Source organism: Paracoccus marinus, from assembly GCF_007018965.1.
Classification (GTDB): domain Bacteria; phylum Pseudomonadota; class Alphaproteobacteria; order Rhodobacterales; family Rhodobacteraceae; genus Paracoccus; species Paracoccus marinus.
This window is the reverse complement of sequence record NZ_VJYZ01000009.1, coordinates 26,047-41,321: the sequence shown is the minus strand read 5'-3', so window position 1 is coordinate 41,321 and position 15,275 is coordinate 26,047. Positions and strand designations below refer to the sequence as shown.

The 15,275-nt window shown below is 69.2% G+C and carries 20 protein-coding genes and 1 pseudogene; 17 read left to right on the top strand and 4 right to left on the bottom strand.

Going from position 1 to position 15,275, the window contains the following annotated elements; all coding sequences use genetic code 11:
- Window positions 1–222: 222 nt before the first annotated feature.
- From FNF32_RS05685 to FNF32_RS05675, 4 genes and pseudogenes are all read left to right on the top strand, one after another.
- Entirely contained in the window at window positions 223–1,599 is a 1,377-nt protein-coding gene (locus FNF32_RS05685) for a site-specific DNA-methyltransferase (RefSeq protein ID WP_131675068.1), read from the top strand.
- Window positions 1,523–2,122: pseudogene (locus tag FNF32_RS15565) on the top strand (DNA cytosine methyltransferase); the annotation flags it as partial. The gene FNF32_RS05685 and the pseudogene FNF32_RS15565, both read left to right, overlap by 77 nt.
- Before the next feature lie 190 nt (window positions 2,123–2,312).
- Entirely contained in the window at window positions 2,313–2,795 is a 483-nt protein-coding gene (locus FNF32_RS15560; protein ID WP_246087707.1) for a hypothetical protein, read from the top strand.
- The gene (locus FNF32_RS05675) at window positions 2,792–3,016 is read left to right on the top strand and encodes a DUF7220 family protein (RefSeq protein WP_131675066.1); all 225 of its coding nucleotides are present in this window, start codon (window positions 2,792–2,794) and stop codon (window positions 3,014–3,016) included. The genes FNF32_RS15560 and FNF32_RS05675 overlap by 4 nt, the downstream gene beginning before the upstream one ends.
- A gap of 53 nt (window positions 3,017–3,069) precedes the next feature.
- Here the strand turns inward: FNF32_RS05675 and FNF32_RS05670 are convergent, their stop codons facing one another.
- Together FNF32_RS05670 and FNF32_RS05665 are read right to left on the bottom strand one after the other, a co-directional pair.
- Entirely contained in the window at window positions 3,070–3,642 is a 573-nt protein-coding gene (locus tag FNF32_RS05670) for a DUF3489 domain-containing protein (RefSeq protein WP_131675065.1), read from the bottom strand.
- Between the two features lie 95 nt (window positions 3,643–3,737).
- Window positions 3,738–4,010: a hypothetical protein gene (locus FNF32_RS05665; RefSeq protein ID WP_101341879.1), complete on the bottom strand. Its 273-nt coding sequence runs from the start codon at window positions 4,008–4,010 to the stop codon at window positions 3,738–3,740.
- A 111-nt stretch (window positions 4,011–4,121) separates the two neighbouring features.
- Here FNF32_RS05665 and FNF32_RS05660 point away from each other — a divergent pair, with 111 nt between their 5' ends.
- From FNF32_RS05660 to FNF32_RS05620, 9 genes are all read left to right on the top strand, one after another.
- Window positions 4,122–4,682, top strand: a complete 561-nt coding sequence (locus FNF32_RS05660; protein ID WP_131675064.1) for a hypothetical protein — start codon at window positions 4,122–4,124, stop codon at window positions 4,680–4,682.
- Window positions 4,630–6,630 carry a phage terminase large subunit family protein gene (locus FNF32_RS05655; RefSeq protein ID WP_131675063.1) on the top strand — a complete coding sequence of 667 codons (2,001 nt, stop codon included), beginning with the start codon at window positions 4,630–4,632 and terminating at the stop codon, window positions 6,628–6,630. The genes FNF32_RS05660 and FNF32_RS05655 overlap by 53 nt, the downstream gene beginning before the upstream one ends.
- Before the next feature lie 4 nt (window positions 6,631–6,634).
- Window positions 6,635–6,850, top strand: coding sequence for a phage head-tail joining protein (locus tag FNF32_RS05650; RefSeq protein ID WP_043130233.1), 216 nt, complete (start codon window positions 6,635–6,637; stop codon window positions 6,848–6,850).
- 86 nt (window positions 6,851–6,936) lie between these two features.
- Window positions 6,937–8,385 carry a phage portal protein gene (locus tag FNF32_RS05645; RefSeq protein ID WP_052512800.1) on the top strand — a complete coding sequence of 483 codons (1,449 nt, stop codon included), beginning with the start codon at window positions 6,937–6,939 and terminating at the stop codon, window positions 8,383–8,385.
- 4 nt (window positions 8,386–8,389) lie between these two features.
- Window positions 8,390–9,427: a head maturation protease, ClpP-related gene (locus tag FNF32_RS05640; RefSeq protein WP_052512789.1), complete on the top strand. Its 1,038-nt coding sequence runs from the start codon at window positions 8,390–8,392 to the stop codon at window positions 9,425–9,427.
- A 3-nt stretch (window positions 9,428–9,430) separates the two neighbouring features.
- The gene (locus tag FNF32_RS05635) at window positions 9,431–9,796 is read left to right on the top strand and encodes a head decoration protein (RefSeq protein WP_043130236.1); all 366 of its coding nucleotides are present in this window, start codon (window positions 9,431–9,433) and stop codon (window positions 9,794–9,796) included.
- 26 nt (window positions 9,797–9,822) lie between these two features.
- Entirely contained in the window at window positions 9,823–10,836 is a 1,014-nt protein-coding gene (locus FNF32_RS05630; RefSeq protein ID WP_043130239.1) for a major capsid protein, read from the top strand.
- Window positions 10,836–11,147, top strand: a complete 312-nt coding sequence (locus FNF32_RS05625; RefSeq protein WP_043130242.1) for a head-tail joining protein — start codon at window positions 10,836–10,838, stop codon at window positions 11,145–11,147. The genes FNF32_RS05630 and FNF32_RS05625 overlap by 1 nt, the downstream gene beginning before the upstream one ends.
- Window positions 11,144–11,773: a DUF6441 family protein gene (locus tag FNF32_RS05620; RefSeq protein ID WP_043130244.1), complete on the top strand. Its 630-nt coding sequence runs from the start codon at window positions 11,144–11,146 to the stop codon at window positions 11,771–11,773. The genes FNF32_RS05625 and FNF32_RS05620 overlap by 4 nt, the downstream gene beginning before the upstream one ends.
- Before the next feature lie 21 nt (window positions 11,774–11,794).
- On the opposite strand, the gene FNF32_RS15555 is transcribed toward FNF32_RS05620, so the two are convergent.
- Together FNF32_RS15555 and FNF32_RS05610 are read right to left on the bottom strand one after the other, a co-directional pair.
- Window positions 11,795–12,013 carry a GDCCVxC domain-containing (seleno)protein gene (locus tag FNF32_RS15555; RefSeq protein WP_081969311.1) on the bottom strand — a complete coding sequence of 73 codons (219 nt, stop codon included), beginning with the start codon at window positions 12,011–12,013 and terminating at the stop codon, window positions 11,795–11,797.
- A gap of 49 nt (window positions 12,014–12,062) precedes the next feature.
- Complete coding sequence (locus tag FNF32_RS05610; protein ID WP_043130246.1) at window positions 12,063–13,019, bottom strand: arsenic resistance protein; 957 nt, start codon at window positions 13,017–13,019, stop codon at window positions 12,063–12,065.
- 149 nt (window positions 13,020–13,168) lie between these two features.
- On the opposite strand from FNF32_RS05610, the gene FNF32_RS05605 reads away from it, so the two are divergent.
- From FNF32_RS05605 to FNF32_RS05590, 4 genes are all read left to right on the top strand, one after another.
- Window positions 13,169–13,588 carry a hypothetical protein gene (locus FNF32_RS05605; RefSeq protein WP_043130248.1) on the top strand — a complete coding sequence of 140 codons (420 nt, stop codon included), beginning with the start codon at window positions 13,169–13,171 and terminating at the stop codon, window positions 13,586–13,588.
- 24 nt (window positions 13,589–13,612) lie between these two features.
- Window positions 13,613–14,557: a phage tail tube protein gene (locus FNF32_RS05600; protein WP_043130250.1), complete on the top strand. Its 945-nt coding sequence runs from the start codon at window positions 13,613–13,615 to the stop codon at window positions 14,555–14,557.
- Window positions 14,558–14,559: 2 nt separating this feature from the next.
- Complete coding sequence (locus FNF32_RS05595; protein WP_036705417.1) at window positions 14,560–15,015, top strand: hypothetical protein; 456 nt, start codon at window positions 14,560–14,562, stop codon at window positions 15,013–15,015.
- Window positions 15,016–15,095: 80 nt separating this feature from the next.
- Window positions 15,096–15,275, top strand: coding sequence for a DUF7697 family protein (locus FNF32_RS05590; protein ID WP_052172117.1), 180 nt, complete (start codon window positions 15,096–15,098; stop codon window positions 15,273–15,275).

Genomic DNA, 15,275 nt, shown 5'->3' with positions numbered 1-15,275 from the left:
ACGTATGCTGGCGGGCGAAGCGCGGGACATCGCCAGCGACAGGGCCGGATTTTTGGGAAGCCACCCGGAAGCCGGAGCCACGCGCGCCCCGCGCAAACACCAATGAACGCTGGCCTTCCGCCTGGACACCGCTGGTGGCCGCTGGACCCCGTGTGGAGTCCAGCGCGGCATCCGGAGTCCGGAAGCCACCGGCATCCACCCGACCGAGGAACCTTGCCCACCATGACGCTGAGCTTCGCCCCCGAGCGGATCGAGACCTGGCCGCTGGCCAAGCTCCAGCCCTACGCGAAGAACGCCAAGGCGCATGGGGCCGACCAGGTCGCGAAGATCGCCGCCAGCATGGCCGAGTTCGGCTGGACCGTGCCGTGCCTCGTCGCAGAGGACGGCGAACTGATCGCGGGCCACGGGCGCGTGCTGGCCGCGACGCAGCTGGGGCTGACCGAAGCGCCGGTCATCGTGCTGGGTCACCTGACCGAGGCGCAGCGCCGGGCCTACCGGATCGCGGACAACAAGCTGACCGAACTCGGCACCTGGGACGAAGCACTGCTGTCGGCGGAACTGAACGACCTGCTGGCCGACGATTACGACCTGTCGCTGGTCGGCTTCTCGGATGGCGAGCTCGACAAGCTGCTGGCCTACGTCACGGAAGAAGACGGTGAAGAAGGTGGCGCCGGGGGCTCCGTGCCGCCGGTGACTATCCCAGAGCCGCCGCGCAACCCGGCGTCTCGGACGGGCGATCTCTGGATCCTCGGCGACCACCGCCTGCTCTGCGGCGACAGCACCAGCGCGGCCGATGTGCGCCGACTGATGAATGGCGAGCGCGCGATCCTGTTCGCGACCGACCCGCCGTATCTGGTCGACTACGACGGCTCGAACCATCCGACCCGGAACAAGGATTGGTCGGCGTCCTACGGCACCACGTGGGACGACAGTTCGCAGGGCGCCGAACTCTATGACGGCTTCATCGCCGCGGCGGTCGCCGAGGCGATCGCGGAGGATGCCGCCTGGTACTGCTGGCACGCCTCGCGCCGCCAGGCGATGCTCGAGGCTTGCTGGGAAAAGGCTGGGGCCTTCGTCCACCAGCAGATCATCTGGGTGAAGGACCGAGGCGTCCTGACCCGGTCCCACTACCTCTGGAAGCACGAGCCCTGTTTCATGGGCTGGCGCCGCCCGAACCGCCCGCCGAAGGTGGCCGAGCAGACACTGCCGTCGACCTGGGAGATGCCGTCCTTCGCCAAGGACGAGCGCCCCGACCATCCGACGCCGAAACCGCTGGACGCTTTCGGGATCCCGATGCGCCAGCATGTGGCGCGCGGTGGGCTTTGCTACGAGCCCTTCTCGGGGTCCGGCTCGCAGATCATGGCGGGCGAGGCCAACGGCCGCCGTGTCTTCGCGATGGAAATCAGCCCAGCCTACATCGATGTCGCCGTCGAACGCTGGCAGGCCGAGACCGGCCGCGACGCGATCCTCGATGGCGACGGTCGGACCTTCGCGCAGGTGAGGACGGAGCGGCTGGGCGACGATGCCGACGCCCCGGCCGATCCCCCGGCAACGGACACGGCCCCCGAACCCGCGCGAAAGCGCAAGACCGCCGCGTGACATGCATGACCTGGCTCTACCTTCCTCCGGACGCGCGTCCGGAACCGGAAACGCATGCCTTTTCGGCCTCTCCCTCTGCTCTGGCGCAGGCGGTCTCGACCTCGGGCTCGCCATCGCCATCCCCGGATATCGTGCTGTGGGCCATGTCGAACGGGAAACCTTCGCCGCAGCCACTCTCGTGGCGCGGATGGAAGACGCGTCCCTGGATCAGGCTGTTGTCTGGGACGATGTTGGAACCTTCGACGGCCGCCCTTGGCGCGGCGCAGTGGATATCGTCACTGCGGGCTATCCATGCCAGCCGTTCTCCGTCGCGGGCAAACGCCGGGGCGCGGACGACCCGCGGCACCTCTGGCCGCATGTCGCCCGCATCATCGACGAGGTCGAGCCGCCCTTCGTCTTCCTCGAGAACGTCGCCCATCATCTCCGCCTCGGCTTCCCCGAAGTCGCCAGCGGACTGGTCGGCATGGGCTACAGGCTTGCGGCAGGCCTCTTCACGGCGGCGGAGGTCGGCGCGCCCCACAAGCGCGAGCGGCTCTTCATCCTCGCCATCCGCGAGGGAGACGAACTGGCCGACCCCGCGCGCCTGCTCTGGAACCCGGTCGAGTGGCGGGAACCGGACCGAACTGCTGCGGCTGTGGCCGACGCCCCGGGCCAGCGCCAACGAGAACCGGCAGACGAAGCCGACGCCCTCGCAGGAAGCGGGGCAGCACGGGATGAACCTCGCGACGACGGCAGCACTTTGGCCGACGCCGCAGATCGACAGCTTCCGCAGCCGGGGTGGCGAGAGGCGCGACGAGAAGGGTCTGGACCGGATGGCGCGGGACTGGCCGACGCCGATGGCGAACGACGGATGCAAGCCGAGCGCGGGCAACAGGCGGACAGCAGACCTGACCCACGCGGCCGGGATGTGGATGACGCCGACGGCGCGCGATCACAAGGACGGGGCGACGAGCCTCGCGAACACGCCGGTGAACGGCCTGCTTGGCCGCCAGGTCCTGGTGACGCCGACGGCTGGGAGCGATACCTCCGAGCCGCGCCGGACCTTGAACCCGCTGTTCGTCGAGGCGCTGATGGGCTGGCCCACCGGGTGGACCGGCTTCGGCTCTGTGGCAACGGCGTGGTCCCGCTGGTTGCGGCGCATGCGCTGCGAACTCTGGCGGCTGAACTGCTGGCCGATGGATGAGGCGGCGACATGAAGCAATCACGCCTCATGTCGCTGGTCGAGTCCGTCGCCAACGTGATCGTCGGCTACGGCGTCGCGGTCATAACGCAGATCCTGATCTTCCCGATCTTCGGCCTGCACACGACGCTGGCGCAGAACCTGAAGATGGGCGCCATCTTCACCATCGTGTCGATAGCGCGTTCCTTCGCCTTGCGGCGGGTGTTCGAGGCGATCCGGATGCGGACCGCCAAATGATCGACCGCCGCCCCGGAGGGACGGCGGCCATCAGCTTGTCGGGGTCCGGCGCGTCAGGCGACGGGGAGTTTGTACACGCGCCCCCGGTTCTCGACCTTCTCCGAGGTCACCTCGAGCCTGAGCTTCTTCTTCAGCGACCCGGCCATCGCGCCGCGCACCGTGTGCGACTGCCAGCCCGTCGCGGCCATGATCTCCTCAATGGTCGCGCCGTCCGGCGCGCGCAGCATGGCGATCAGGGTGGCCTGCTTGGTGCCCTCGCGCGGGGTGCGCGCCTTGGGCGCGGCCTTCGGTCCGGTGCGGGTGTCCGGCGCGGGCTCCTCGGAAGGCGCGTCCGTCGTGCCCGCAGGCGCGGTGTTCGCGTCGTCGGGCTTGATGCCGATGGCGGCGAGGCCTGCGTCGGTGGCGACCAGCGTGACGCCGTGGCCGTCGCCGGTCTCGCGCCAGACGGGCTCGCCCTTGCGCATGTCGGCATCGACCTCCTGCAGGTACCCCTTGGCGAGCATCGCTCCGACCACCTTGGCGGCGGCGCCGCCGCGCAGGCTCTCGGGCAGCGGCAGGGCGATGTGCTCGGGCCGCTGGGTGGCGGCGCTCAGGATCAGGGCTTGGGTGTCGGAAATCTTGGTCATGGGGTCGTCTCCGTTTTCGGGCCCGCGTCATGCGGCGCCTTCTACGACCCCGAGCCGCGCAGGGCGCGCGGCAGGAGTTCCGGCTGGACCGGAGATCAGCGGGCGTGTTCGCCCTCGCCGAAGGCGCTGTCGGTGATGCGCTTCAGAAGGCTGGCGTAGTGTTCGAGGGTGCCGACCATGGCCCAGCCCGCCTCGTCGGGGGCGCAGTTGAAATGGTCGGCGCTGAGCGCCTGCAGCCGGGCGAGCATCTCGTCGATCTCGGCCTTCTTGCCGATGAAGGCGGCGAGCGCGGCTTCCTTGTTCCGCCGCGCTTTTTCGGCGCGGAGTTCGTGGCGCGGGGTGGTGATCGGGTTCAGGCGGGTGGTCATCGAGGTGGCTCCTTGTTGAGTTGCATCGTCCTTCTGGAGACACGTTCCCTCTGTCCGCACCGCTTATCAACTCGATAAGCACATGATCTTGAATGATAATCGGAGCCGTCGATGCAGGGCATGAGCGAGCGCCAGTACGCCGCCCATGTCGGGCTGTCGCGGGGTGCGATCCAGAAGGCGAAGACGGCCGAGCGGCTGGTCCTCTATCCGGACGGCAGCATCAACGCGGCCGCCAGCGACGCCCGGCGTGCCGAGGCGACGGACCCATCGAAGACGAGGAAACCGCCCGCGCCGAAGCTGAAGCCCGTCCCCGAGGCGGCGGTGGCCGCTGTCGGCGATACGTTGCGCGAACAGGGTCTGGCAGTCCCGGCGGTCGGTGGCGGCACGACCTTCCTGCAGGCGAAGACCGCGAACGAGGTGCTGAAGGCGCAGGAGCGGCGCATTCGGCTCCAGAAGCTGAAGGGGGAGTTGATCGAGCGGGCGCGTGCCCTGGCGCTGGTGTTCCGCCTGGCGCGGGAAGTTCGGGACGCATGGGTGAATTGGCCCGCGCGCTCGTCTGCGCTGATGGCGGCCGATCTGGGCGTCGAGCCAGCCGCGATGCAGAAGGTCGTTGAGAAACATGTACGCGCCCACCTCGACGAACTCGCCGAGGTCCGGCCCGACTTCCGGTGATGATGATGGCCTGACGGACTTCGACGGCGCGGGCGAGATCCTGCGCGCCTGGGGCAACGGGCTGCGGCCCGACCCGGACCTGACCGTCTCGGAATGGGCGGACCGGCACCGGATGCTCTCGGGCCGCGCCTCGGCCGAGCCCGGGCGATACCGCACGGTGCGCACGCCCTACATGCGCGAGATCATGGACCGGCTGTCGCCGGGCGATCCCACGCAGCGGATCGTGTTCATGAAGGCCGCACAGGTCGGCGCGACCGAGGCCGGGAACAATTGGATCGGGTTCGCCATCCACCAGGCGCCGGGTCCGATGCTCGCGGTCCAGCCGACTGTTGAACTGGCCAAGCGCAACTCGCGCCAGCGGATCGATCCGCTGATCGACGAGAGCCCCGACCTGCGGGAGCGGGTGAAGCCCGCGCGATCCCGCGACGCGGGCAACACGATGCTGTCCAAGGAATTCGCGGGCGGCATCCTGATCATGACCGGGGCGAACTCGGCAGTCGGGCTGCGATCGACCCCGGCGCGTTACATCTTCCTCGACGAGGTCGATGCCTATCCGGCCTCGGCCGATGAGGAAGGCGATCCGGTCACGCTGGCCGAGGCCCGATCGCTGACCTTCGCCCACCGGCGCAAGGTGCTCCTGGTCTCGACCCCAACGATCCGGGGTCTGTCGCGCATCGAGCGTGAATACGAGGCGAGCGACCAGCGCCGGTACTTCGTTCCGTGTCCGCATTGCGGCGCGATGCAATGGCTGAAGTTCGACCGGCTGCGCTGGCAGAAGGGCCGCCCGGAGACGGCCGAGTATCACTGCGACAGCTGCGAGACGCCCATCGCGGAACACCACAAGACGGCGATGCTGGAGGGGGGCGAATGGCGGGCGACCGCCAGACCCGCCGATCCGACCACGGTCGGGTATCACCTCTCGGCGCTTTACTCGCCGATCGGCTGGCTGAGCTGGGAGCGGATCGTGCGGTCATGGGAGGCGGCCCAAGGATCGGACGAGGCGATCAAGGCGTTCCGGAACACGATCCTCGGCGAAACTTGGGTCGAGACCGGTGAAGCCCCGGACTGGCAGCGGCTCTACGACCGGCGCGAGCGTTGGGCATCCGGAACGGTGCCTGCGGGCGGGCTGTTCCTGACCGCCGGAGCCGATGTCCAGAAGGACCGCATCGAGGTCGATGTCTGGGCCTGGGGTCGTGGTCTGGAAAGCTGGCTCGTCGATCACGTCGTCATCGAGGGCGGCCCGGATCGGCATGACGCGTGGTCGGAACTGACAGCGCTGCTGGACCGCCCCTGGCCGCACGAACGGGGCGCGCATCTCAGGATCGCGCGGCTGGCCATCGACACCGGCTACGAGGCCCCGGCGGTCTACTCCTGGTCGCGGGCGCAAGGCTTCGCGCAAGTGTCCCCGGTCAAGGGCGTCGAGGGGTTCAACCGCTCGAGCCCGGTGTCGGGCCCGACCTTCGTTGACGCGACCGAAGGCGGCAAGCGGCTGCGGCGCGGCGCGCGGCTCTGGACGGTCGCGGTGTCGACCTTCAAGGCCGAGACTTACCGGTTCCTGCGGCTGGAACGGCCGACCGAAGAAGACATGGCCGAGGGCGCGGTCTTTCCGCCCGGCACGATCCACCTGCCGGACTGGGCGGACAGCGAATGGCTGAAGCAGTTGACCGCCGAGCAGCTGGTGACGGTCCGCACAAGACGCGGCTTCTCCAGGCTCGAATGGCAGAAGCTGCGCGAGCGCAACGAGGCGCTCGACACCCGCGTCTACGCCCGCGCGGCGGCGTGGATCCTCGGTGCGGATCGCTGGCCCGAGGCGCGCTGGGCCGATCTGGAAGGGCAGCTCGGTGTGGCAGCGAACGGCAACCCGGATGTGGGAACCGCGACAACAGGACCAAAAGCGAGCCGACCTGCACCGCGGCGACGGACCGTGCACTCCAGCTACATGAGGTGATCCCATGGCCACGGCCACAGAGCTCCGCGCCCGCCGCGAGGCACTGGCCGCGCAGCGCGCCTCGGGCGTGGCGCGGGTGAGCTATGACGGCAAGACGGTGGACTATCGCAGCGTCGCCGAGATCGACCGGGCCATCGAGGCCCTCGACCGCGAGATCGCGGCGGCAGAGGGGCGCCGCATCGTGCGGCAGGTCCGCGTGACGACGACGAAGGGGCTCTGAACGCCATGGGCCTCTTCGACCGCTTCCGCCGTCCATCGCCGGGCAGCGGCGGCCCAGCCGCCGTGCGCGCCCGCCTCGAAGGTTCGATGGCGAAGCGCCGCCTGCGCGGCTGGAACCCGCCGCTCGAGAACATCAACACGCTGGTCGCCTCGGGCGGCCCGCGGCTGCTGGCGCGGTCCCGCGAGCTTGTGGTCACCAACGGCTATGCCGCCAACGCCTGCGAGGCCTTCGCCGCGAACCTCGTGGGCGACGGGATCAAGCCGTCTTCGCTGATGGGGGATGCAGACCTGCGGGACCGGGTCCAGCGGCTCTGGCTCGCCTGGACCGACGAGGCCGATGCCGACGGGCTGACCGACTTCTACGGGCTGCAGGCCATGGTCGCGCGGGAGATGTTCGTGGCCGGCGAGTGCTTCGTCCGGCTGCGCCCGCGCCGGGCCGAGGACGGGCTGCTGGTCCCGCTGCAACTGCAGCTGCTACAGTCGGAGATGCTGCCCTTCGAGAAGACCGAGGTGCTGCCCTCCGGCAACCGCATCCGCTGCGGGATCGAGTTCGATGCGATCGGCCGGCGCGTGGCCTATCACTTCCGCCGCCGCCATCCCGGCGACAGCACCGACCAGGGGGCGGTGATCCCGGAGACCGTGCGCATGCCCGCTGCGGACGTCCTGCACATCTACCGGCCCATCGACGCGGGCCAGATCCGGGGCCTGCCACACATCGCGCCGGCGATGGTGCGGCTGTTCCTGCTCGACCAGTACGACGACGCCGAGCTCGACCGGAAGAAGACCGCGGCGATGTTCGCGGGCTTCATCACCAAGACCGCCCCGGAAGAGCCGATGCTGGGCGAGGTCGAGGCGGACCTCAATGGAACGGCCATCGCCAGCCTCGAGCCCGGCACCATGCAGGTGCTGCTGCCCGGCGAGGACGTGAAGTTCTCCGCGCCCGCCGACGTGGGTGGCGGCTACGAAGCGTTCCAGTACCGCACGCTGCTCGCCGTCTCCGCCTCGCTGGGGCTGCCCTATCATCTGGTGACCGGCGACGTCCGGCAGGCGAACTATTCGAGCCTGCGGGCAGAACTGGTCGAGTTCCGGCGCCGCATCGGCCAGCTGCAGCATGGCGTCCTGGTGCACCAGCTCTGCCGGGCGGTCTGGCCGCGCTGGCTCGACACCGCGGTGCTGTCGGGCGCGCTCGATGCCGATCCGGTCGCCGCGCGGCCGGTGCAGTGGATCCCGCCGCGCTGGGACTGGGTCGATCCGCTGAAGGACATCCAGGCGCAGGTGCTGGCGATGGGCGCCGGCATCACCTCGCGGCGCAAGGTGGTCGAGGCCACCGGCTACGACATCGAGGAAGTGGACCGCGAGAACGCGGCCGACGCCGAGCGCACGAAGCGTCTCGGCCTCAGCTACCGCACGAGTCCGGGCGAGACGCAGGGAGCGCGGGCGACCCCGGCGCAGTTGCCGGACGCAGGCGGTGACGCGGGCAGCAACGGGGGTGCCCGCGCTGACCCGGGCACCGGTGGCACATCTGAACAGGAGTGAGAGCATGGCCAGCTGGTATGCGATCCGCGCCCGGGCCACCGGCGCGGAAGTGGCGATCTATGACGAGATTGGGGCCTACGGGGTCTCGGCCAAGGGCTTCCTCGCCGAGCTTGGCGCGTTGCCCGAGGGCACGCCGATCGATCTGCGGCTGAACAGCCCGGGCGGCTCGGTCTTCGACGCGGTGGCAATCTTCAACGCGCTGAAGCGGCACGCCGCCACGGTCACCGTCTGGATCGACGGCATCGCCGCCTCGGCCGCCTCCTATGTGGCGATGGCGGGCGATGAGATCGTCATGCCGGAAAATGCCTTCCTGATGATCCACGACCCCGCCGGCCTCGTGATGGGCACGGCCGCCGACATGCGGGCCATGGCCGAGGCGCTGGACAAGGTGGGTGGCAGCCTCGCTGCCGGCTATGCCGCCAAATCCGGCCGCTCGATCGACGAGATTGCGGCGCTGATGGCCGCCGAGACCTGGCTGGATGCGCGCGAGGCGCTGGCGCTCGGCTTTGCCGACCGGCTTGCCGAACCGGTGCGGATCGCTGCGCGCTTCGATTTCGCGCGCTTCCGCAACGCGCCGCCGGCGCTGGCGGAAGCGGTCGCGGCTGCAACCGACAGCGGCGGCGACGACGGTGACGACAACGACGGCGCCGGCGCCGATGCCGACGAGGCCACAGGCGCGGCCGCGGAGAGCGATGAGGCTTCTGGCGCCGGCGAAGACGAGATCGCCGGGACGAACGCCCAACACCCGCCGGCCGAGACGCCACCGTCCGGCGGCGCACCGCCCGATCCCGCGGCGATCCGCGCCGAGGCCATCACGCACGCCCGCGCCGTCGTCGATCTCTGCCGGCTGGCCGGACAGCCGCAGATGGCCGGGCGTTTTCTGGAAAGCGATGCGGACCTCGATCACGTCCGCGCCGCACTGCTCGCAGCGAAAGCCGAGGCTGAGCCCGAGATTGCCGGCCATCACGCGCAACCGGGGCGCCCAACGGGAACCCGCCCCTGGGGCGAGATCGTCGCCCGCACCTTCAGGCTGAAAGGATGACCCATGACCACGCTCACCGAGACCACGCACGCGGGCGGCTTCCTCGTCTGGGAGGCGTTCCGCGACTACACCCGCGAGACCATCACGGTTGCAACCGGCACGCTCGAGCCCGGCACCGTGCTGGGCAGGATCACCGCCTCCGGCAAATACGCCGCCCACGATCCCGCGGCCGTCGACGGCACCGAGACCGCCGGCGCGGTGCTCTGGGGCAAGGCCGACGCGTCGGGCGGCGATACGCTCGCCGTCGCCGTGGTCCGCGGACCCGCGATCGTCAACCGCCACGATCTCGTCTTCGCCGGCACGCCCAGCGAGGCCGAGATCGCCGCCGCCCACGCTGCCCTTCTGGGCGCAGGCATCCTCGTCCGCTGAGCCCGACCCCCGCAGGAGGCATTCCCATGGCCACCATGGACATCTTCGAAGGCGATGCCTTCACCATCATCGAACTGACCCGTGCGCTGGAAAACATCCCCTTCAGGCCCGCGATCCTGTCCGGCGCCGGCCTGTTCTCGCCGCGGGGGGTGCGGTCCCGCACCGTCGTGATCGAGAGCCGCGACGGCACGCTGTCGCTGATCCCGTTCTCCGAACGCGGCTCGGCCTACGAGAGCCAGGTGCCCGAGCGGCGCGAGATGCGCGCCTTCGTGTGCCGCCAGTTCAAGAAGCAGGACGTGCTCTGGGCCTCGGAAATCCAGGGCATCCGCGACTTCGGCTCGGAAACTGCGGCCCAGCAGGTGCAGAGCGAGGTCGCGCGCAAGCTCGGCCGCCTGCGCCAGGATGCCGAGGCCACCTTCGAGTACCACCTGCTGAACGGCATTCAGGGCATCGTGAAGGACCCGAAGGACGGCGCGACCGTGGTCAGCTACTTCACCGAGTTCGGCATCACGCCCGCCGCCGAGATCGACTTCGACCTCGACAATGCCTCGCCCGCCTCGGGTGCGCTCCGGAAGCGCTGCCAGGCGCTGATCGAAGACGTCGAGGCGTCGATGGGCGGCCTGGCTGCAGGCGCGATCCAGGTGCGGGCGGAATGCGGCTCGGCCTTCTTCGCCGATCTGGTGGCGCACAAGGAGGTGCGCGAGACCTACCTCAACACCGCCGCGGCGGCCGATCTGCGCGGCCGGGTGGCCGACGAGGTCAGCTTCGGCGGCATCACCTTCCGGCGCTACCGGGGTGGCGCGGGCTTCGGCGTGCCGACCGACAGAGCCTTCTTCTATCCCGAAGGCGTCGAGGGGCTCTTCGAGATCTATCACGCTCCCGCCGACACCTTCGAGACGGTGAACACGCTGGGTCTGCCGCTCTACGCCCGCACCATCCCGGACCGGGACCGCGACGAATGGGTCAGGCTCGAGATCGAGAGCAATCCGCTGCCGATCTGCACGCGGCCGCAGGTGCTGCGCTCGGCGCGGCGGACCTGATGTCCGCCTTTGCCGCCGCCGTCGACACGCTCTTCGCGGATCCGAACATCGGCCGGGATGCTGTCTATATCGCCGACGGCGGCGCGCCCGTTCTGGTGCGCGCCGTCGCCCGGCGTGCCGATGCGGTCACCGAGTTCGGTGACGCGCGGCTCTGGTCGGAAACCACGCGGATCGATCTGCGCGTTTCCGAAGTGGCGAACCCGCGCCCCGGCGACCGCATCGAGATCGACGGCGAGGCTTTCCTCGTCCAGGGCGAGCCCCTCCGCGACCGTGAGCGGCTCGTCTGGACGGTCGAACTGAGGCCTGCATGAAACTCGGCGTCGACATCGTCGGCGATATCGCCCGGATCATGGAGGCGGAAACGCTGGCCGGGGAGAAGGCGGTGACCGCCGCAATGCGCGAGGCCAGCACAGGGCTGAAGACCGCCTGGCGCGCCCAGATCACCGGCGCGGGGCTGGGGGCGCGGCTCGCCCGCACCATCCGGTCCGAGCAGTTCCCGAAAGGCCGGGCCAGCCTGAACGCCGCCGCGCTGGTCTGGTCGAAGGCCCCGGTCATCGTCGGCGCTCACGACACGGGGCCGCTGATCCGCTCGAAGGACGGTTTCTGGCTGGCGATCCCCGCGGCCGCGGCCGGCAAGTCCCTCCGCGGCGGCCGGATCACCCCCGGCGAATGGGAGCGCCGCACCGGATTGCGCCTGCGCTTCGTCTATCGGCGCAGGGGCCCGAGCCTGCTGGTTGCCGAGGGGCGGCTGAACACCAAGGGTCGCGCGGTGGCGTCGCGCTCGAAGACCGGCCGGGGGCTCACCACCGTGCCGGTCTTCCTGCTTGTCCCGCAGGTCAGGCTGAAGAAGCGGCTGGACCTCGCGCGGGACGCGGAGCAGGCGCGCGATGCGGTGCCGGGACTGATCGTGGCGAACTGGGTGGAGGGGCGCGTTTGAGAGAGTTGATCAGTCAGTCCATCAGCCGCAGCATCCCTTGCCTGCCTGGATCGGAGGACAGGGGACGGTGCCCCAAGAGCAATAGACACAGCAATCGCCGGGCTTCGGCTTCAGCAGCTTACCGCAACCCGCGCACTCATAGAACCACTGGCATGCCTCTGTCGGCATGGTCTCGCTTTTCGAGTAACCGCAGTCCGGACACGCGATGGTACTGATGAGAATCGGTTGTTGATCGGTCATTGCATTGCTTCTGGCGAGGGGTTCCGCTCGATTTCCCAACATAGCTTGCTTATCTTTCGGGCAGAAGACGCGGCACCGCCTTGAGGTACACCAGCACGCCCAACAGTTCGACGAGTGACTGAAACACGATGACCACGATGGCCAGCCGCCACTCCGGCGGCAGGGCCAGCGCCAGCGGCAGCACGACGAAGGAATTGCGTGTGCCAAGGCTGAACACCAGCGCGCGTCCTGATCGCGCCGGGAGATCTAGCGCCCGTGTTATCGCAAGTCCTGCGAACAGGGCGAGCACGAGGAAGCCGACGAACACGCCCGTCACCTGCGGCAAGACCGGAAGGGAGGCGGTCACCGATTGCACCTGGCTTGCTGCGATCAGAAAGACGACCAGCGCAAGCAGCGGTACCGGGAACCAGGCAAGACGCTCGATCAGCGCGTCCCGGCCGGATCGGGCCTCGGCCCATCGCTCGAGGGCCCATGCCGCCACCAGCGGCGCCACGATCAGCGTCAGGAAAACGGTCACGATGGGTCCGACCGCGAAGATCTCCAGGAAGGCCGTGCCCATGAACAACCACAGGTAGACGGGCAGCAATGCCATCTGCACGATCAGGTTCACCGGCGTGGCGGCGATCGCACGGCCGGCATCGCCCCCCGCCAGATGAGTGAAGGTGATGTACCAGTCCGTGCAGGGGACGAGCAGCACGAGGAGAACACCCAGCCGGACCGCCGGATCCTGGGGCAGGAACAACAGCAGCCCCGCCACAATCAGCGGAACGATCACGAAGTTGCCCGCGAGCATCGCCCCCATGAAGCGCCGGTCGCGGAACGCCTCCGGCAGATGGATCAGCGGCACCTGCGTGAAGGTCACGAAAATCAGGATGCCGAGAAGCGGCCAGAGCGCCGCCTCGAGATGTGCGGCGGCCCCCGGCAGCACCAGACCCAAGCCCAGCCCTGCCAGGATGGCGGCAAGATAGATCCAGACCTGTTGCCGCTCAAGATCGAGGCGCGTCATTCAGAAATCCTGTCGGTTCGCATCGGTTGAACCGTCGGGCGGGTCGCGAATACGGAGAGATGAAGGTGTTGTCGTGATGATCGGCGATCCTGCGAGACAGTACAACAGCTTGGCTGGCTCGGCGGGGTCAGAACGTAAGAGGGATTGGAATGCCTACCGCCCGCGAGACCATCCTCGCCGCACTGCATGTGCGGCTCTCGGCGTTGCCCCCCACCGCCCTGCGCGGCGAGGTGCTGCCCGAGCGCGTCCCGGCCGAAGGGCTGCTGATCCTGCGCGACGGTGATCCCGGCGAGCCCGAGGTGACGCTGTCGCCCCTGCGCTACCACTACCAGCACCGGGCCGAGATCGAGGCGGTCGTACAAGGCGCCGATCGTGACGCCACCTTCGACGCCCTCTGCGCCAGCATCGGCACGGCGCTCGCAGCCGACCGCACACTCGGCGGCCTCTGCGACTGGGTCGAGGCCGAAGCCCCGCAGGCGGTCGATCTGCCGGTCGATGGCGCGGCCAGCCTGAAGGCGGCCGTCATCCCGGTGGTGCTGCACTATTCGACGGCCGACCAACTGGCCTGACCCAACCGACAACAGGAGACGAACATGGCACGCGCGCAAGGGGCGCGGGCGCGGATGGCGCTCGCGTTCGAGACGACCTACGGCACGCCGCCGGCCAGCGGTTTCACCCGGATGCCCTTCGCCAGCACGACGCTCGGGGCGGAGCAGCCGCTGCTGAACTCGGAATTGCTCGGCTACGGTCGCGATCCGCTGGCGCCGATCAAAGACGCGGTCACGGCCGACGGCGACGTCGTGGTGCCGATCGACGCCGAGGCCTTCGGCTTCTGGCTGAAGGCGGCCTTCGGTGCGCCGACCACCACCGGAAGCTCGCCCGGTCCATATACCCATACCTTCCAGTCCGGCAGCTGGGCGCTGCCCAGCCTGGCGATCGAGACCGCCATGCCCGAGGTGCCGCGCTATGCGATGTATTCCGGCGTGGTGCTGGACCAGCTCAGCTGGCAGATGCAGCGCTCGGGATTGCTCACCGCCACCGCGCGGCTGGTAGCGCAAGGCGAGACGGTCGCCACGACCAGCGGCGCGGGAACGCCGGCCGAGATCGATCTGACCCGTTTCGGTCACTTCAACGGCTCGATCAAACGCGACGGCAGCGCGCTCGGCAACGTGATCTCGACCGAGATCACCTATGCCAACAATCTCGACCGGATCGAGACCATCCGCGCGGACGGCATGATCGACGGCGCCGATCCCTCGATCGCCGCGCTCACCGGTCGCACCGAGGTGCGCTTCGCCGACAGCACGCTCGTCAGCCAGGCGATCAGCGGCACGCCCTGCGAGCTGGAGTTCTCCTGGACGCTCATTTCCGGCGAGAGCCTCACCCTCACCGTCCACGCCGTCTATCTGCCGCGCCCGCGCATCGAGATCGGCGGGCCGCAGGGCATTCAGGCCAGCTTCGACTGGCAGGCCGCACGCGACGCCACGCTGGGACGGATGTGCACCGTCACTCTCATCAACGACATCGAGGAATACTGACCATGATCCGTCTCGATCTTTCCAGCGAGCCGAAATGGCTCGACCTCGGCCATGGCCTGCGTCTGCACGTCCTGCCCATCACCACCGCGATCATGGTCGCCGCCCGCAACGATCCGGCAGTGGAAGCACTCCCCGAAGAGGCAAGCAGGGAGGAACAGGCACTGGTGATGGCGAAGGCCGTCGCTCGCCGCGTGGTCACCGGCTGGGAGGGCGTCGGTGATGCAAGCGGCAGTCCCGTCCCCGTCAGCCCCGAAGGCATCGACGCGCTTCTCGACATCTGGCCCATCTTCGAGGCCTTCCAGACCCGCTGCCTCGCACCGCATCTGATGCTGGAGCAGGAAAAAAACGCCTCCGCGCCCTCGCAGACTGGCACTTCGGCGGGGGCGACGCCTATTGCAAAGCCTGCGAGCCCTGCGAGGGCGGCGGGGCCTCGTGCCCGGACTGCCCGGCGCGCCTGAACCGGCCGCAAACCCTCGAAGGCTGGCAGGTCTGGGATCTGGCGCAGCGCCTGACCGGACAGCTTCGCATCGCGACCGGGGTGGGCGGCGCCACGGTGCTCGGCTGGGACATGACGGCGGCGCTCGCCGTGGCGCGGGCGCTCGGGGTCGATCCGCTGATCGCTGCCGAATGCCTGCCCGAGATCGAGGCCGTGATGGTCCGCAAGCTCAACGAACAGAGGGCGTCAGGCGACCGGTCCTCGCCGGGGCCGGAGCGATGA

What these genes read in the sequence shown, in the direction of transcription:
- FNF32_RS05675 (WP_131675066.1), top strand. Translation starts at nt 2,792, where the DNA reads ATGAAGCAATCACGCCTCATGTCGCTGGTCGAGTCCGTCGCCAACGTG.
- FNF32_RS05625 (WP_043130242.1), top strand. Translation starts at nt 10,836, where the DNA reads ATGTCCGCCTTTGCCGCCGCCGTCGACACGCTCTTCGCGGATCCGAAC.
- FNF32_RS05635 (WP_043130236.1), top strand. Translation starts at nt 9,431, where the DNA reads ATGACCACGCTCACCGAGACCACGCACGCGGGCGGCTTCCTCGTCTGG.
- FNF32_RS05645 (WP_052512800.1), top strand. Translation starts at nt 6,937, where the DNA reads ATGGCGAAGCGCCGCCTGCGCGGCTGGAACCCGCCGCTCGAGAACATC.
- FNF32_RS05650 (WP_043130233.1), top strand. Translation starts at nt 6,635, where the DNA reads ATGGCCACGGCCACAGAGCTCCGCGCCCGCCGCGAGGCACTGGCCGCG.
- FNF32_RS05600 (WP_043130250.1), top strand. Translation starts at nt 13,613, where the DNA reads ATGGCACGCGCGCAAGGGGCGCGGGCGCGGATGGCGCTCGCGTTCGAG.
- FNF32_RS05605 (WP_043130248.1), top strand. Translation starts at nt 13,169, where the DNA reads ATGCCTACCGCCCGCGAGACCATCCTCGCCGCACTGCATGTGCGGCTC.
- FNF32_RS15555 (WP_081969311.1), bottom strand. Translation starts at nt 12,013, where the DNA reads ATGACCGATCAACAACCGATTCTCATCAGTACCATCGCGTGTCCGGAC.
- FNF32_RS05685 (WP_131675068.1), top strand. Translation starts at nt 223, where the DNA reads ATGACGCTGAGCTTCGCCCCCGAGCGGATCGAGACCTGGCCGCTGGCC.
- FNF32_RS05660 (WP_131675064.1), top strand. Translation starts at nt 4,122, where the DNA reads ATGCAGGGCATGAGCGAGCGCCAGTACGCCGCCCATGTCGGGCTGTCG.
- FNF32_RS15560 (WP_246087707.1), top strand. Translation starts at nt 2,313, where the DNA reads ATGAACCTCGCGACGACGGCAGCACTTTGGCCGACGCCGCAGATCGAC.
- FNF32_RS05670 (WP_131675065.1), bottom strand. Translation starts at nt 3,642, where the DNA reads ATGACCAAGATTTCCGACACCCAAGCCCTGATCCTGAGCGCCGCCACC.
- FNF32_RS05620 (WP_043130244.1), top strand. Translation starts at nt 11,144, where the DNA reads ATGAAACTCGGCGTCGACATCGTCGGCGATATCGCCCGGATCATGGAG.
- FNF32_RS05655 (WP_131675063.1), top strand. Translation starts at nt 4,630, where the DNA reads ATGTACGCGCCCACCTCGACGAACTCGCCGAGGTCCGGCCCGACTTCC.
- FNF32_RS05610 (WP_043130246.1), bottom strand. Translation starts at nt 13,019, where the DNA reads ATGACGCGCCTCGATCTTGAGCGGCAACAGGTCTGGATCTATCTTGCC.
- FNF32_RS05665 (WP_101341879.1), bottom strand. Translation starts at nt 4,010, where the DNA reads ATGACCACCCGCCTGAACCCGATCACCACCCCGCGCCACGAACTCCGC.
- FNF32_RS05595 (WP_036705417.1), top strand. Translation starts at nt 14,560, where the DNA reads ATGATCCGTCTCGATCTTTCCAGCGAGCCGAAATGGCTCGACCTCGGC.
- FNF32_RS05630 (WP_043130239.1), top strand. Translation starts at nt 9,823, where the DNA reads ATGGCCACCATGGACATCTTCGAAGGCGATGCCTTCACCATCATCGAA.
- FNF32_RS05640 (WP_052512789.1), top strand. Translation starts at nt 8,390, where the DNA reads ATGGCCAGCTGGTATGCGATCCGCGCCCGGGCCACCGGCGCGGAAGTG.